We start from the raw sequence: 15,535 nt of genomic DNA, 5'->3' as shown, positions 1-15,535 counted from the left end.
ATTTAGCTGTGGGTTTAGCTAATAAGGATGAGCTCGGGTATCATACACGCACGTGTTTTTGGGGGCCATTTATGCGGATCATCAGTGTGAACGTGAATGGTATTCAGGCTGCAGTCGAGCGAGGTTTGCTCAGTTGGCTGCAAGCGCAGAATGCCGACGTCATCTGCCTGCAAGACACCCGTGCCTCCGCCTTTGAACTGGACGACCCGGCCCTCCAACTGGATGGCTATTTCCTCTATGCCAGCGACGCAGAAGTGCCAGACCAAGGTGGTGTGGCACTGTATTCGCGGTTGCAACCCAAGGCGGTGATCAGCGGGCTCGGTTTCGAGACAGCTGATCGCTACGGGCGCTATCTGCAGGCCGATTTCGACAAAGTAAGTATCGCCACGCTTCTGCTTCCTACAGGGCAGAGCGGCGACGAAAACTTGAATCAGAAATTCAGTTTATGGACGACTTCGCCCAGTATCTGGACAAGCAACGGCGCAAACGCCGCGAGTACATCTACTGCGGCTCGCTGTACGTGGCACACCAGAAGCTGGATGTGAAGAACTGGCGCGACTGCCAGCAGGAGCCGGGTTTCCTGGCGCCGGAACGTGCCTGGATGGACGAAATCGTCGGCACCATGGGCTATGTCGATGCCCTGCGCGAAGTGAACCGTGAAGGCGACCAGTTCAGCTGGTGGCCCAACAGTGAACAGGCCGAGATGCTCAACCTGGGCTATCGGTACGACTACCAACTGCTCACCACCGGCCTGCGCCGTTTTGTGCGCGGGGCGCGTCTGCCACGGCAACCGCGCTTTTCCCAGCATGCGCCACTCATCGTGGATTACGACTGGACGCTAAGCGTTTAAGCCTTGTAATCGCGTATAAAAAAAACGGCCTGGCGCCGGTTTTTTTACGTCTGCATTTCCTACTTGATCAGCCGCCAGCAGAACGGATAACGATAGGCCTTACCCTCGTTAGCCTTGATGCCGGCGATGATGGTCAGCACCAACGCGGCAATGCCCACCAGCCAGATCAGCACAATACCCACCACCCGAAAAACCAGCAAAAAGCTGACCAACAGTGCGATAGCCACGGTGATTTGAAAGTTCAGCGCCTCTTTGCCCTGATCGTCGACAAAAGGATCGGTGTCCTTCTTCAACTGCCAGACAATCAGAGGCCCCAAACAGATTCCCAAACGGGAACACCATGCCCAGAAATGCCGCAAAGTGACAAAACATTGCCCACTGACGCGCTTCTTTGTCGGCGGTCGGTACAGGTTCCAGGTCGTCAGTCATGCGGCTCTCCCAGACGGCAGTAGTTAGTCAGCCAGCGCGACGCGCTGAATTTCGAAGAGTTCGGTCATGCCTTTCTGCGCCAGGCCAGCATGGCGGTCAGGTCTTTCTGGTGGAAAGGCGCGCCTTCAGCGGTGCCCTGCACTCGATAAAGCCGCCTTGGCTGGTCATCACCACGTTGAGGTCGGTTTCGGCCGCCGAGTCTTCAGGTAATCGAGGTCCAGTACTGGCTCGCCCTGGTACATGCCCACGAAACGGCAGCAATCATTTGCTTGAGCGGGTCGCCACCTTTCAGGCCGCCGCGCTTCTGATCACTTTCAGCGCATCAATTACGGCGACCATGGACCAGTGATGGACGCGGTGCGGGTGCCGCCGTCGGCCTGGATCACATCGCAGTCGACGTACAGGGTTACTCGCCAAGCTTGGACATATCCAGGGCGGCGCGCAGCGAACGGCCGATCAGGCGCTGAATTTCCAGAGTGCGGCCGCCTTGCTTGCCACGGCTGGCTTCACGCTGGTTACGGTCGCCGGTGGCGCGCGGCAGCATGCCGTATTCGGCGGTCAGCCAACCTTGGCCTGGCCTTTGAGGAAACGCGGCACGCCATTTTCCACACTTACGGTGCAGATCACTTGGTGTCACCAAACTCCACCAGCACCGAGCCCTCGGCGTGTTTGGTGTAGTTGCGGGTGATGCGGATCGAGCGCAGCTGGTCAGCGGCACGGCCACTCGGACGTTTCATCAGGAATACCTATTCGGGACGGGAAATCTGCTCGGCATTATAGGGGGGCCGCGCGCCACTCACACGCCAAATTGGGAGCTAACCCCGCACTGCGCTACAATCCTGCGCCTTTATAGGTGTGTGAAAATGCCGCTTACCCAAGCCGCTTTTGCCCGACTCGGTTACATCGTCCCATTTTGCGAGGTCTTTCCATGGTGCACAGCATGACCGCCTTCGCCGAGTCGAGCGGGCCACTGCCAACGGCACGCTGAGCTGGAACTGCGCTCGGTCAACCACCGCTACCTGGACCGCACCTGCGTCTGCCGGAGTCCTTCCGCGACCTGGAAGGCGGCGTGCGCGATGCACTGCGCAGGGCCTGTCGCGCGGCAAAGTGGAATGCACCCTGCGTTACACCGAAGAAACCGCTGGCAAGCCGCTGCAAGTGGACCGCGACCGTGCCGCGCAACTGGTTGCCGCCGCCGAAAGCGTGGCGAGCCTGATCAGCTCCCCGGCACCGCTGAACCCGCTGGAAGTGTTGGCCTGGCCCGGCGTACTGGTGGCCGATGCCGCCGACCCGCAAGCCTTGAACAGCGCCGCCCTGGCTCTCTTTAACGATGCCTTGAATGAGTTGAAAGCCGGTCGCGGCCGCGAAGGCACCGAACTGGCCAAACTGCTCAACGACCGTCTGGACAATATCGGCGAAGAAGTCGCCGCCCTGCGCGAGCTGGTGCCGCAAATGCTTGCCGGCCAACGCCAGCGCATTCTCGACCGCACCGCTGAAATGCAGGCCGAGCTCGACCCCCATCGCCTGGAACAGGAGCTGGTACTGCTGGCCCAGAAAAGCGATGTGGCTGAAGAGCTCGACCGCCTGGTCACCCCGTCAGCGAAGTGCGCCGCGTATTGAAAGCCGGCGGCGCTGCCGGCCGGCGCCTGGATTTTCTGATGCAGGAACTCAACCGCGAAGCCAACACCCTCGGCTCCAAAGCCTTTGATACCCGCAGCACGCAAGCGGCGGTTAACCTCAAAGTGCTGATCGAACAAATGCGCGAACAAGTACAGAACATCGAGTAGGCGGACCCCCTCATGCACGCCACCACCGGCACCCTCTACATCATTTCCGCGCCTTCGGGCGCTGGCAAAACCAGCTTGGTCAACGCGCTGGTTGAAGCTCAGCCGCAGATTCGCGTCTCGGTTTCGCACACCACTCGCGCCATGCGCCCGGCGAAAGCGACGGGCTGAATTACCACTTCGTCAGCCGTGAAAGCTTTCTGCAAATGCTTGAGCACAACGACTTCCTCGAGCACGCCGAGGTCTTCGGCAACCTCTACGGCACGTCGCAGCGCTGGCTGGAAAAAACCCTGGCCGAAGGCTTCGACCTGATTCTGGAAATCGACTGGCAAGGCGCCCAGCAAGTACGCCGCCTGCTGCCGGAGGCGCGCTCGATCTTCATTCTGCCGCCGAGCCAGGAAGCCCTGCGCCAGCGCCTGAACATCGCGGCCAAGACAGCGACGAGATCATCGAAACGCGCATGCGCGAGGCGGTCAGCGAAATGAGCCACTATGTTGAATACGATCACCTGGTGATCAATGACGACTTCGCGGCGGCGCTGGAAGACCTTAAAGCGATCTTCCGTGCCAATAACCTGCGCCAGTCGGTACAACAACAGCGCCACAGCACCTTGCTGACCGAGCTGCTGGCGTAATGAGAAAACCAGCCGTCAAGCGGAGCGCTGAAATCTAAGCTTCCATAAAGGCTGGTTATTTTTTAGACTGCACAGTTCGTTCGCCCATCCGGGCTAAAGATTTTCTGCACTTCTCTTTATTTACAAGCGTACGTCGCTACGAGGAATACCATGGCCCGCGTTACCGTTGAAGACTGCCTGGACAACGTTGATAACCGCTTCGAGCTGGTCATGCTCGCTACCAAGCGTTCCCGCCAACTCGCCACCGGCGGCAAAGAGCCGAAGGTGGCCTGGGAAAACGACAAACCTACCGTAGTTGCCCTGCGCGAAATCGCTGCCGGCCTGATCGACTACGCCGTTATCGCTGAAGAAGAAATCGTCGACGACGAACCTCTCTTCGCCACATTCGAGGAAGAGGCCAACGAGGCCCTTTAAATCTATGCCCGGTCGAAGTCCTAAGGCGCGAATTTACGCTTGGCAAGGAGCCCATCCATGCCGAGCATAGACGCCCTCGCCGACAGGCTTTCGACCTACCTGGGCGGCGAACAGGTCAACCTGGTTCGCCGCGCCTACTTCTACGCAGAGCAAGCCCACGACGGCCAACGCCGGCGCAGCGGTGAAGCCTACGTAACCCACCCGCTCGCGGTGGCCAATATTCTCGCCGACATGCACATGGACCATCAGAGCCTGATGGCCGCGATGCTGCATGACGTCATCGAAGACACCGGCATTGCTAAAGAGGCGCTCACTGCGCAATTTGGCGAAACCGTCGCCGAACTGGTGGACGGGGTCAGCAAGCTGACCCAGATGAACTTCGAAACCAAAGCCGAAGCCCAAGCGGAAAACTTCCAGAAAATGGCCATGGCCATGGCGCGTGATATCCGCGTGATTCTGGTCAAGCTCGCCGACCGCCTGCACAACATGCGCACCCTCGAAGTGCTGGCCGGCGAAAAACGCCGGCGCATCGCCAAGGAAACCCTGGAAATCTACGCCCCCATCGCCAACCGGCTGGGCATGCACAGCATGCGCGTGGAATTCGAAGAACTTGGCTTTAAAGCGATGCACCCGATGCGCTCCGAGCGCATTCGCCAGGCGGTGAAACGCGCCCGCGGCAACCGCAAGGAAATCGTCAACAAGATCGAAGAATCGCTCACCCACTGCCTCGAACGCGAAGGCATGGAAGGCGAAGTGGTCGGCCGCGAAAAGCACCTGTACGGCATCTACCAGAAGATGCGCGGCAAGCGCCGGGCGTTCAACGAAATCATGGACGTCTACGCTTTCCGCATCATCGTCGACAAGGTCGACACCTGCTACCGCGTGCTCGGCGCCGTCCATAACCTGTACAAACCACTGCCCGGCCGCTTCAAAGACTACATCGCGATTCCCAAGGCCAACGGCTACCAGTCGCTGCACACCACTCTGTTCGGCATGCACGGCGTGCCCATCGAAATCCAGATCCGCACCCGCGAAATGGAAGAGATGGCCAACAACGGCATCGCCGCTCACTGGCTGTACAAGTCCAACGACGACACCCAACCCAAGGGCACCCACGCCCGCGCGCGGCAGTGGGTCAAAGGCGTGTTGGAAATGCAGCAGCGCGCCGGCAACTCGCTGGAATTCATCGAGAGCGTGAAGATCGACCTGTTCCCTGACGAGGTCTACGTCTTCACCCCCAAAGGCCGGATCATGGAGATGCCCAAGGGCTCTACGGCCGTCGACTTCGCGTATGCCGTGCACACCGATGTGGGCAATTCCTGCATCGCGTGTCGCATCAACCGGCGCCTGGCGCCGCTGTCCGAACCGCTGCAAAGCGGCGCGACGGTCGAAATCGTCACTGCGCCAGGCGCGCGGCCGAACCCGGCCTGGCTCAACTTCGTGGTCACCGGCAAGGCCCGCACCCATATCCGCCACGCGCTGAAACTGCAGCGCCGTTCGGAATCCATCAGCCTGGGCGAGCGCCTGCTGAACAAAGTGCTGGCCGGCCTCAACAGCCACCTGGAAAAAATTCCTGCCGAGCAGGTACAAGGCGTTCTCGGCGAGTACCGCCTGGAAGTCATCGAAGACCTGCTCGAAGACATCGGCCTTGGCAACCGCATGGCCTACGTGGTCGCGCGGCGCCTGCTGGCCAGCGAAAGCGAGCAACTGCCAAGCGCCGAAGGGCCGCTGGCGATTCGCGGTACCGAGGGCCTGGTGCTCAGCTACGCCAAGTGCTGCACGCCGATTCCCGGCGACCCCATCGTCGGCCACCTCTCGGCCGGCAAAGGCATGGTGGTGCACCTGGAAAGCTGCAAGAACATCAGCGACATCCGCCAGAACCCGGAAAAATGCATTCAGCTGTCCTGGGCCAAGGACGTGGTCGGCGAGTTCAACGTCGAACTGCGTATCGAGCTGGAACACCAGCGCGGCCTGATCGCTTTGCTGGCTAGCAGCGTGAACGCCGCCGACGGCAACATCGAAAAAATCAGCATGGACGAGCGCGACGGCCGCATCAGCGTGGTTCAGCTGGTGGTCAGCGTGCATGACCGCGTGCACCTGGCCCGCGTAATCAAAAAGCTGCGAGCCCTCAAAGGCGTGGTGCATATCTCCCGCGTCCGCGCCTGACCCCCTTTCGTAACGACGGCCTGCTTTTACAGGGCAGGACTACACCTCAAGGAGCTTTTTCATGAGCAAGAGCGTCATCACTTCCGAGCACGCCCCAGCCGCCATCGGCACTTACTCCCAGGCGATCAAAGCGGGCAACACCGTGTACATGTCCGGCCAGATCCCCCTGGACCCGAAAACCATGGAACTGGTTGAAGGCTTCGAAGCCCAGACCGTGCAAGTGTTCGAAAACCTAAAAGCCGTTGCCCAAGCGGCCGGTGGCTCGTTCAAAGACATCGTCAAACTGAACATCTTCCTCACCGACCTCTCGCACTTCGCCAAGGTCAACGAAGTGATGGGCCGTTACTTCGAACAGCCTTACCCTGCCCGCGCCGCCATCGGCGTCGCCGCTCTACCACGTGGTGCCCAAGTTGAAATGGACGCCATCCTGGTTATTGAATAACTGACGTTCCAAGGAAGGAGCCGGCCATGCGCAACGCCCTTGCCCTGCTGTTGATCACTGCCCTCCTCGGCGGCTGCAGCAGCCCCGCAAGCAAAGACCCGAACGGCACCTGGATCAACCAGGCCGCCATCGATGCCGCTTCCCAGGGCGGCAATCTGCGGGAGGCGTTGCTGGCCTACGGGCCGAACCTTGAGTGGACCATTGATGGCTCGCGCAAGACGGCCAAAGTCAGCAATGGCTTTGAGCTGGACGAAGGCCAGTTGGTCGGCGAACCCGACGGCCAATGGCGCGTCGACTTTTACGGCGACTACCACGAACAACTGAACGTCGAAAACAACCTGATGCGCCAGGCCGAAAGCAAAAGCGGCCCCGAGCAGCGTTTTCAACGCTCCACCCTCAAACTGCCACTCGGCGCGCCGCCGGGCAGCAGCTTCGAACAAGCTCTGTACTCGGCCTACCTCGGCGGCACTTGGAAAATCACCAAGGGCCCCGGCGTAAAAGGCCTGGTGCTATTCCACCCCGATGGTCAAGTGGAGGGCCTGCCCGGCGCCGACCGTTACGCCCTGTGCCTGGCCGGCGACTGCGCCGCCATGAGCGGCGAGAACGACAGTCTGTGGCTGCAGTTGGGCAACAAGGGCAATGTCTGGCTATTCAAGCGCGAAGGCGAACGGCTGGAGATTTTCCAGGCGGTGAACCAGGCCCAGGCGGATGAAATGCCTGAGTACCTACCGGGTGTCACCACCTGGGTGTTGGAAAAAGACTAAACAAACAAAGATCAAAAACTCGAGGCTGAAGCCTCTCCCACAAGGGCTCACCTAACCCTGTGGGAGAGGCTTTAGCCTCGATGTTTTTGAATGCTCTACATCGCCGCTGCCAGCAGATAGATACCCAACACCAGCAACAACCCGCCACACACCCGATCCAACACCACCACCCGCCGCTGCAACCACAACCGCCAGCGCTCGATGCTCAGCAACCGCACCAACGTCAGATCCCACACCAACACCACTGTGCCCATCCACGCCATACACAGCGCCAACCCCCAGCCCGGCATCGCCGCGCTGCGCAGCACGCCGAACAGGCCGGCGTAGAAAATCGGGCACTTGGGATTGATCACGCTGGCCGCCAAACCTTGGCCAACACCCAGCCACCAACGGCCAGCCATTGCCTCGCTTGCCTCGGGAAGTGCCAGCTGCCGGCGACCCACAAACGCCTGCACCCCCAACCACACAAAATACGCACCGCCCACGCCCTGCAGCGCACGCCACACCCAACCGCCTTCCGCCGGCAACAGGCTTTGCGCCAACAGCACCAGCAGCATCACCAGCACATTGGCTGCCGCAATACCAAAGGCGCAGCCGTCCGCTTGCCGGCGCCCTTGCAGCAAGGCGGTGCGCAGCAGCAAAAAGAAGTCCGGGCCTGGCGATAACAACGCCGCGAAGTGGGTGCTGGCCACCAGCAAAAACAGCGCAACCATAACGACCTCCGAGTGAATTCGGCGGCCAGTCTGTAGGGCGGTTATGGGCCAGGTATTGGAAAAAACTCAGGTGCGCGCGGCGTGGCGGAAGCGCCCGGGCGTTACGCCGGTGAAGCGCTTGAAGGTGCCGTTGAAATGCGCCTGGTCGTAAAAACCCAACTGCAGGGCAACCTCGCTCAAGGGCTCGTCGCTAAGCAACAAGCGTTTGGCTTCCCGCACCCGCCGTTGCAGCAGGTAGGTGTGCGGCGGCACGCCATAGGCACGGCGAAAGGCCTCGATCAGGTGACGCGGATGACGCTCGCCGACGGCTGCCAATTGCTCAAGGCTCACCGCTTCCTGGTAATGCGCTTCCAGATATTCCCGCAGCCGCGCCGTGCTACCGCCGTCACGGGCCGCAGTAGGCAACGGGCGCATGCCGCCGTGCCGGATAAACACCAGCTCCAACAGCGCCAGCAGTTGGCTTTCCAGCGCCAGCGCATCGTGCCGCTCGAACTCCTGCGCCAAGCCGGCCATCAGCTGCGCCACGGCGCCGTCATCGGCGGGATTGAGCTGATTGAATCCGCGGGGCAACTGCTTGCGGCCGAGTAGTGCCGGCAAGCGCGCCTCTTCCACGTACAGCATGTGGTAGACGAGTCGCGACGAAATCGCATGGCCGGTGTGCGGCTCTTCCGGGTTCATCAACGACAAGGTGCCGGCCGCCAACGCATGCCGCTCGCCACGGCATTGGTAGCCACCCACGCCCTGCAGAATCGCGCCAATGGCAAAGGCATCGTGGCTATGGCGACCAAACGGCTGCCCGGAGAAGTCGGCCTGAAACAGCTCGACCCCCGACAGCCACGACTGCACCAATAGCCGGTTGGCGTCCATGCTCAGTCGCCTGCCAATACCGCAGCGTAGCCTTCGCGGAAGCTGGGGTAGCGGGGCGTCCAGCCCAAAGCGCGGGCGCGGGCGTTGCTGCAGCGCTTGCTGCCGGAGCGGCGCACCGTGGACTCCTCGGCCCAGTCGGTAACACCCATATAGTCGCGCAACCAGCCAACCACCTCATGCAGCGGCTCTGGCGCATCGTCCACGCCGATATACAGGTCATCCAGCGCGGTGCCGGCGGCGTCGGCTTGCAACAGGAATGCGATCAGGCCGGCACAGTCATCGGCATGCAGACGGTTGGCATACAACGGCGGCTCGCTGACCACGCGGTAGCCCATGCGCACCTGCTTGAGCAGCCACTCACGGCCCGGGCCGTAAATGCCGGTTAGGCGCACGATGGTGGCGGGAAAGCCGCTGTCCAGCGCCAGGCGCTCGGCCTCGAGCATGATGCGACCGGAATAGCTGGTCGCTTCGGCGGGCGACTGCTCGTCCACCCACACGCCGCCGTCCTGGGCATAAACGCCGCTGCTGGAAACGAAGATCACCCGCTTGGGCGACTGTCCGCGTTGCTTGAGCCAGCTGAGGGTATTGGCCAGGCCGTCGTAATAGGCGCGGCGGTAGCCGGCTTCGTCGTGCTCGGTGGCGGCGGCGGCATAAACCAGGTAGTCCAACGGGCCTTGTGGCCACTGCGCCGGGCAGGCCGTGTCGGTCAAATCGCCGGCTACCGGAGCAATGCCAGCCGGCAGCGCCGCGACTGAACGCCGCAAGCCATACACCTGCCAACCCACCGCATGCAGCTGTTCGCCGAGGCGGCTTCCTACATCGCCGCAACCGGCGATCATCAGGGTGGGAGCTGTGGACATGTATGTACCTCAGGGCAAAAGCGGCATTCTAGGCAGGCCGCCAGATAAAGGGGAAAGGGTTGTGCGGCAGCGCGGACGTTACAGTATCACTTTCACAAACAAGAATAGTTTGCAATACTACCCGCCCTTTTGCGCCAGGGATCGCTTTTGGTCCCGGTCACCGCTCTTCCCATCTCAGGTCCGGCCAGCATGAATTTCAACGCCTACCGCGCTCAGTCCTCCGTAATGCAGCCCCGCGCGCTGCTCGCCTCTGCCGCGCTGCTGCTCAGCTTGCTGTTGCCCGTCAGCAGCTTCGCTGAAGAAACCACCGCGCCAGCCGCCGCTCCGGCAGCCACTGCTCCAGCCGCATCCACCGCCGCCGTGCCAGCCCCGCAGGGCGAAACGCCTGCCGCCGCGGCCCTGCGCGAGAAGATCGCCAGCCTCGGCCCGGACGCCACCCCCGAGCAGATCAGCACCGCCACCAAGGAAACCCTGGAAGCCAACGGCGCCACGCCAGAAGAAGTAGCCCAGGCCCTGGACACCCTGCAAAAAGCCGACGAGCTGATTGCCGAAGACCAGGAAAACTTTGCCAGCGACCTGTCCCCGTGGGGCATGTATCAGAACGCCGACCATATCGTAAAAGCGGTGATGATCGGTCTGGCCCTGGCCTCGGTCATTACCTGGACCATCTGGATCGCCAAAGGCCTGGAGCTGCTCGGTGCCAAGCGTCGCCTGCGCACTGAACTGGCCCTGCTGAAACAGAGCCGCTCGCTGAAGGAAGCTTCTGACAAGGCCAACAAAGAAGGCAGCCTGTCCCATGTGTTGGTGCACGACGCGCTGGAAGAAATGCGCCTGTCGGCCAACGCCCGCGAGAAAGAAGGCATCAAGGAACGCGTGAGCTTTCGCCTCGAGCGCCTGGTGGCCGCCTGCGGTCGCGAGATGAGCCAAGGCACCGGCGTGCTCGCCACCATCGGTTCCACCGCGCCCTTCGTCGGCCTGTTCGGTACCGTGTGGGGCATCATGAACAGCTTTATCGGCATCGCTAAATCGCAAACCACCAACCTCGCCGTTGTGGCGCCCGGTATTGCCGAAGCCCTGCTGGCGACCGCTATGGGTCTGGTTGCGGCCATTCCTGCCGTAGTCATCTACAACGTCTTCGCCCGTTCCATCACCGGCTACAAAGCCCAGGTGGCGGACGCCTCGGCCCAGGTACTGCTGCTGGTCAGCCGTGATCTGGACCACCTGCCGGCTGAACATCGCAGCCAGCCACACGCGGTCAAAGTGAGCTGACATGGGCCTGCACCTCAACGACGGCGGCGATGATCTGGTTGAATCCCACGAGATCAACGTAACGCCCTTTATCGACGTGATGCTGGTGCTGCTGATCATCTTTATGGTGGCAGCGCCCCTGGCAACGGTAGACATTAAAGTCGACCTGCCGGCCTCCAGTGCCGAGCCGCAACGCCGACCCGACAAGCCGGTGTACCTGACCGTCAAAGAGGACAAGAACCTCTACCTGGGCGATCAACAAGTCACCAAAGAGCAACTGGGCCAGGCTCTGGACCAACAGACCAAAGGCAAGAAGGACACCACGATCTTCTTCCGCGCCGACAAGGGTGTGGACTACGCCGATCTGATGGAAGCCATGAACAGCCTGCGTTCGGCCGGTTACCTCAAAGTGGGCCTCGTGGGCCTTGAGGCGGTCGGGCAGAAATGACCCTAACGCTGCGTAAAGCGTCGCGGTGGACGGTAAGTTGGCTGCTGGTGCTCGCCCTGCATATCGGTATTGGCCTGTGGGCTTTGTACTGGCATGCCGAAGCGATCCCGGTGGAAATGCCGCCGCCGGCGATGATGATTGAGCTGCCGCCGATGCCGGAAGTGGTGCAACCGCCACCGGCTCCGGCGCAAATCGTCGAGCCTCAGCCCGAGCCCGAACCGGAAGTGGTGATCGCGCCCAAGCCTGAGCTGGTGCTGGAAAAGCCCAAACCCAAGCCAAAGCCCAAACCGAAACCCAAGCCAATCGAGCCGCCCAAACCGATTGAAAAACCGGTTGAAGAAGCGACTCAGCCCGCGCCACCTGCGCCGCCAAGCCCGGCACCCACAGATGCCAAAGCGGCGCCGCTGCCGCCGGGTAATCCGGGTGCGCAGGCTGACGAGAAGGCCAACTGGCTGGGCAAGGTGAAAGCCCATATGGACCCTAAACTGCACTACCCCGCGAACGAGCGCCGCAGCCGTACCGGTATCGTCAGCGTGGTCGTGACGTTTGTGGTCGATGGCAAAGGCAAGATTCTGGATGCCACCATCACTGAATCCGGCGCCCGTGCCGCGTTCAACAGCGATGTGTTGCGCCAGATCCGCCGCACCAGCCCGGTGCCGGCGCCACCGGCGAGCTTGTTGACCGGTGGACAGATTCCCGTCCTTTACCCGCTGAACTTCACGCTCAACAAGTAATGTCAGACCGGCAGGCAAGACCTGTCGGTGTGTCAGCCAGCCCGCGGTCGTGCACTGCGGGTTGGTTCCATTGAATACAACCGCTATGCTTTGGCGCAAATCAATGGAATAACACTATGACCCTCACCGAACTGCGCTACATCGTCACCCTGGCACAAGAGCAGCATTTCGGGCGAGCGGCCGAGCGTTGCCATGTCAGCCAACCCACCCTCTCGGTCGGCGTCAAAAAGCTCGAAGACGAGCTGGGCATCCTGATTTTTGAACGCAGCAAAAGCGCGGTACGCCTCACGCCAGTCGGTGAAGGCATCGTCACCCAGGCGCAGAAAGTGCTGGAACAGGCTCAAGGCATTCGCGAGCTGGCCCAGGCCGGTAAAAACCAGCTGGCTGCACCGCTGAAGGTCGGCGCCATCTACACCGTTGGCCCGTACCTGTTCCCCCATCTGATTCCGCAACTGCACCGCGTCGCGCCGCAGATGCCGCTGTATATCGAAGAAAACTTCACCCACGTGCTGCGCGACAAGCTGCGCAACGGCGAGCTCGACGCGATCATCATCGCCCTGCCGTTCCAGGAGGCCGACGTGCTCACCAAAGTGCTGTACGACGAGCCGTTCTACGTGCTGCTGCCAGCCGGCCACGCCTGGACCGCCAAGAAAACCATCGACGCCGAACTGCTCAACGACAAGAGCTTGCTACTGCTCGGCGAAGGTCACTGCTTCCGCGATCAGGTGCTGGAAGCCTGCCCCACCCTGCGCAAGGGCGGCGACGACCACGCCAAGCACACCACGGTGGAATCGAGTTCGCTGGAAACCATTCGCCATATGGTCGCCTCCGGTATGGGCATTTCGATCCTGCCGTTCTCGGCCGTGGACAGCCATCACTACGCCCCCGGCGTGTTCGACGTGCGTCCGCTGACGCCGCCGGTGCCATTTCGCACCGTGGCCATCGCCTGGCGTGCGAGCTTCCCGCGCCCGAAGGCGATCGACGTGCTGTCCGACTCCATCCGCCTGTGCTCGGTGGCCAACCCACTGCCGCAAATCGCTTAAGGCGTAGCGCTCATGACTGAATTGGCGGCGGTGCCGGTAACCGCGCTGAAAGGCGTGGGCGCGGCGCTGGAAGAAAAGCTCGCCCGCGTGGGCCTGGAAAACCTCCAGGACGTGCTGTTCCACCTGCCGCTGCGCTACCAGGATCGCACCCGTGTGGTGCCGATTGGCGCGTTGCGCCCGGGCCAGGATGCGGTGGTTGAAGGCGTGGTGGCCGGTGCCGACGTGCTGATGGGCAAACGCCGCAGCCTGTTGGTGCGCTTGCAAGACGGCAGCGGCACGCTGAGCCTGCGGTTCTACCACTTCAGCCAGGCGCAGAAAGACGGCCTCAAGCGTGGCACCCAATTGCGTTGCTACGGCGAAGCCCGCCCCGGCGCTTCTGGCCTGGAAATCTATCACCCGGAATACCGCGCCCTGACGGCCGATAGCGACAGCGGCGTCGAACAAACCCTGACGCCGATCTACCCGACCACTGAAGGCCTCACCCAGCAGCGCCTGCGCCAGCTCAGCGAGCAGGCCCTGGCCCGTCTCGGCCCGCACAGCCTGCCCGATTGGCTGCCGGAAGAACTGGCCCGCGACTACCACCTGAGCCCGCTCGACGAAGCCATCCGCTACCTGCACCGACCACCGCCCGATGCGGACCTGGAGGAGCTCGCCGAAGGCCGCCACTGGGCCCAGCACCGACTGGCCTTCGAAGAGTTACTGACCCATCAGCTTTCGTTGCAACGCCTGCGCGAAAGCCTGCGCGCGCAGGAGGCACCGCAACTGCCGAAGGCGAAAAAGCTGCCGGCCAAGTTTCTGAAAAACCTGGGCTTTGCCCCGACCGGTGCACAGCAACGAGTGGGCGCCGAAATCGCCTATGACCTGACCCAGCCGGAACCGATGTTGCGCCTGGTACAGGGCGACGTGGGCGCCGGTAAAACCGTGGTTGCCGCCCTCGCCGCGTTGCAGGCATTGGAAGCGGGCTACCAGGTGGCGTTGATGGCGCCGACCGAGATTCTCGCCGAGCAGCACTTCATCAACTTCACGCGCTGGCTCAAGCCGCTCGGTTTCGACGTCGCCTGGCTCGCCGGCAAACTCAAGGGCAAGGCACGCGCTTCCGCTCTGGAGCAGATTGCCGCCGGCGCCCCGATGGTGGTCGGCACCCACGCGTTGTTTCAGGACGAAGTGCAGTTCAAGCGCCTGGCCCTGGTGGTGATCGACGAACAACATCGGTTTGGCGTGCAACAGCGTCTGGCGCTGCGCAAGAAGGGCGTGGACGGGCGCATGTGCCCGCACCAGTTGATCATGACCGCCACGCCCATTCCGCGAACCCTGGCCATGAGCGCCTACGCCGATCTCGACACCTCGATCCTCGACGAACTGCCTCCCGGCCGCACCCCGGTGAATACCGTGCTGGTTGCCGACAGCCGCCGCTTTGAAGTGATCGAGCGGGTGCGTTCGGCTTGCCATGAAGGGCGGCAGGCGTATTGGGTGTGTACGCTGATTGAAGAGTCCGAAGAGCTCACCTGCCAGGCTGCCGAAACCACCTATGAAGATTTGTCGGCGGCGCTTGGTGGGCTGAATGTCGGCCTGATTCACGGCCGTATGAAACCGGCGGAAAAAGCTGCCGTCATGCAACAATTCAAAGAGGGTGCGCTGCAGTTGTTGGTCGCGACCACGGTCATCGAAGTGGGCGTCGACGTGCCCAATTCCAGCCTGATGATTATCGAAAACCCCGAGCGCCTGGGCCTCGCGCAACTGCACCAGTTGCGCGGCCGGGTAGGCCGGGGCAGCGCCGCCAGCCATTGCGTGCTGCTCTATCACCCGCCGCTGTCGCAACTGGGCCGTGAGCGCCTGGGCATCATGCGCGAGACCAGCGATGGCTTTGTGATCGCGGAAAAAGACCTGGAGCTGCGTGGGCCCGGCGAGATGCTCGGCACCCGGCAAACCGGTCTGCTGCAATTCAAGGTCGCCGACCTGATGCGCGACGCCGACCTGCTGCCCGCCGTGCGTGACGCGGCCCAGGCGCTGCTGGCGCGCTGGCCTCAGCACGTAAGCCCGTTGCTAGAGCGCTGGTTGCGCCATGGCCAACAATACGGACAAGTGTGACGTATCTCACAAACGCCTGTCGGGTGACCGGTCAGTCATAATCTTGGCTGG

12 protein-coding genes and 5 pseudogenes are annotated in these 15,535 nt (G+C 62.0%); 12 read left to right on the top strand and 5 right to left on the bottom strand.

What is annotated here, in order from left to right:
- The first annotated feature begins 71 nt into the window (after positions 1–71).
- A pseudogene (locus tag AC0V2S_RS08040) lies at positions 72–850 on the top strand (exodeoxyribonuclease III).
- A gap of 59 nt (positions 851–909) precedes the next feature.
- On the opposite strand, the pseudogene AC0V2S_RS08035 reads toward AC0V2S_RS08040, so the two are convergent.
- Both AC0V2S_RS08035 and rph read right to left on the bottom strand, forming a co-directional pair.
- A pseudogene (locus AC0V2S_RS08035) lies at positions 910–1,279 on the bottom strand (DUF4870 domain-containing protein).
- Positions 1,280–1,302: 23 nt separating this feature from the next.
- Positions 1,303–2,016 (bottom strand): annotated as a pseudogene (gene rph / locus AC0V2S_RS08030) (ribonuclease PH).
- Between the two features lie 191 nt (positions 2,017–2,207).
- Here rph and AC0V2S_RS08025 point away from each other — a divergent pair.
- From AC0V2S_RS08025 to AC0V2S_RS08000, 6 genes and pseudogenes are all read left to right on the top strand, one after another.
- Positions 2,208–3,066, top strand: a pseudogene (locus AC0V2S_RS08025) (YicC/YloC family endoribonuclease).
- Between the two features lie 12 nt (positions 3,067–3,078).
- Positions 3,079–3,697: pseudogene (gene gmk / locus AC0V2S_RS08020) on the top strand (guanylate kinase).
- 150 nt (positions 3,698–3,847) lie between these two features.
- Complete coding sequence (gene rpoZ, locus AC0V2S_RS08015) at positions 3,848–4,111, top strand: DNA-directed RNA polymerase subunit omega (protein ID WP_271193354.1); 264 nt, start codon at positions 3,848–3,850, stop codon at positions 4,109–4,111.
- A gap of 57 nt (positions 4,112–4,168) precedes the next feature.
- Positions 4,169–6,277 (top strand): bifunctional GTP diphosphokinase/guanosine-3',5'-bis pyrophosphate 3'-pyrophosphohydrolase, encoded by a 2,109-nt coding sequence (gene spoT / locus AC0V2S_RS08010; RefSeq protein ID WP_475509289.1) that lies wholly within the window; start codon positions 4,169–4,171, stop codon positions 6,275–6,277.
- A gap of 61 nt (positions 6,278–6,338) precedes the next feature.
- Positions 6,339–6,719, top strand: a complete 381-nt coding sequence (locus AC0V2S_RS08005; protein WP_475509288.1) for a RidA family protein — start codon at positions 6,339–6,341, stop codon at positions 6,717–6,719.
- 26 nt (positions 6,720–6,745) lie between these two features.
- Entirely contained in the window at positions 6,746–7,483 is a 738-nt protein-coding gene (locus AC0V2S_RS08000; protein ID WP_475509287.1) for a hypothetical protein, read from the top strand.
- 95 nt (positions 7,484–7,578) lie between these two features.
- Here the strand turns inward: AC0V2S_RS08000 and AC0V2S_RS07995 are convergent, their stop codons facing one another.
- The 3 genes from AC0V2S_RS07995 to AC0V2S_RS07985 all read right to left on the bottom strand — a co-directional run bounded on the left by AC0V2S_RS07995 (position 7,579) and on the right by AC0V2S_RS07985 (position 9,923).
- Positions 7,579–8,196, bottom strand: a complete 618-nt coding sequence (locus AC0V2S_RS07995; protein WP_475509286.1) for a LysE family translocator — start codon at positions 8,194–8,196, stop codon at positions 7,579–7,581.
- Positions 8,197–8,262: 66 nt separating this feature from the next.
- Positions 8,263–9,063: a helix-turn-helix transcriptional regulator gene (locus tag AC0V2S_RS07990; RefSeq protein WP_475509285.1), complete on the bottom strand. Its 801-nt coding sequence runs from the start codon at positions 9,061–9,063 to the stop codon at positions 8,263–8,265.
- A gap of 2 nt (positions 9,064–9,065) precedes the next feature.
- Positions 9,066–9,923, bottom strand: a complete 858-nt coding sequence (locus tag AC0V2S_RS07985; RefSeq protein ID WP_475509284.1) for an SDR family oxidoreductase — start codon at positions 9,921–9,923, stop codon at positions 9,066–9,068.
- A gap of 189 nt (positions 9,924–10,112) precedes the next feature.
- Between AC0V2S_RS07985 and exbB the strand changes: the two genes are divergently transcribed.
- The 5 genes from exbB to recG all read left to right on the top strand — a co-directional run bounded on the left by exbB (position 10,113) and on the right by recG (position 15,484).
- Positions 10,113–11,192, top strand: a complete 1,080-nt coding sequence (exbB, locus tag AC0V2S_RS07980; RefSeq protein WP_475509283.1) for a tonB-system energizer ExbB — start codon at positions 10,113–10,115, stop codon at positions 11,190–11,192.
- A gap of 1 nt (position 11,193) precedes the next feature.
- On the top strand, positions 11,194–11,619 hold the full coding sequence (gene exbD, locus AC0V2S_RS07975; protein ID WP_475509282.1) for a TonB system transport protein ExbD: 426 nt from the start codon (positions 11,194–11,196) through the stop codon (positions 11,617–11,619).
- Complete coding sequence (locus tag AC0V2S_RS07970) at positions 11,616–12,353, top strand: energy transducer TonB family protein (protein ID WP_475509281.1); 738 nt, start codon at positions 11,616–11,618, stop codon at positions 12,351–12,353. The genes exbD and AC0V2S_RS07970 overlap by 4 nt, the downstream gene beginning before the upstream one ends.
- 116 nt (positions 12,354–12,469) lie before the next feature.
- A complete protein-coding gene (locus AC0V2S_RS07965; protein WP_475509280.1) occupies positions 12,470–13,396 on the top strand; it encodes a hydrogen peroxide-inducible genes activator in 927 nt (308 codons plus the stop codon).
- Positions 13,397–13,408: 12 nt separating this feature from the next.
- On the top strand, positions 13,409–15,484 hold the full coding sequence (recG, locus tag AC0V2S_RS07960) for an ATP-dependent DNA helicase RecG (protein ID WP_475509279.1): 2,076 nt from the start codon (positions 13,409–13,411) through the stop codon (positions 15,482–15,484).
- The last annotated feature ends 51 nt before the right edge of the window (positions 15,485–15,535 follow it).

It is taken from the genome of Pseudomonas sp. CC11G, from assembly GCF_056174845.1.
This window is presented reverse-complemented; position numbering and strand designations above follow the sequence as displayed.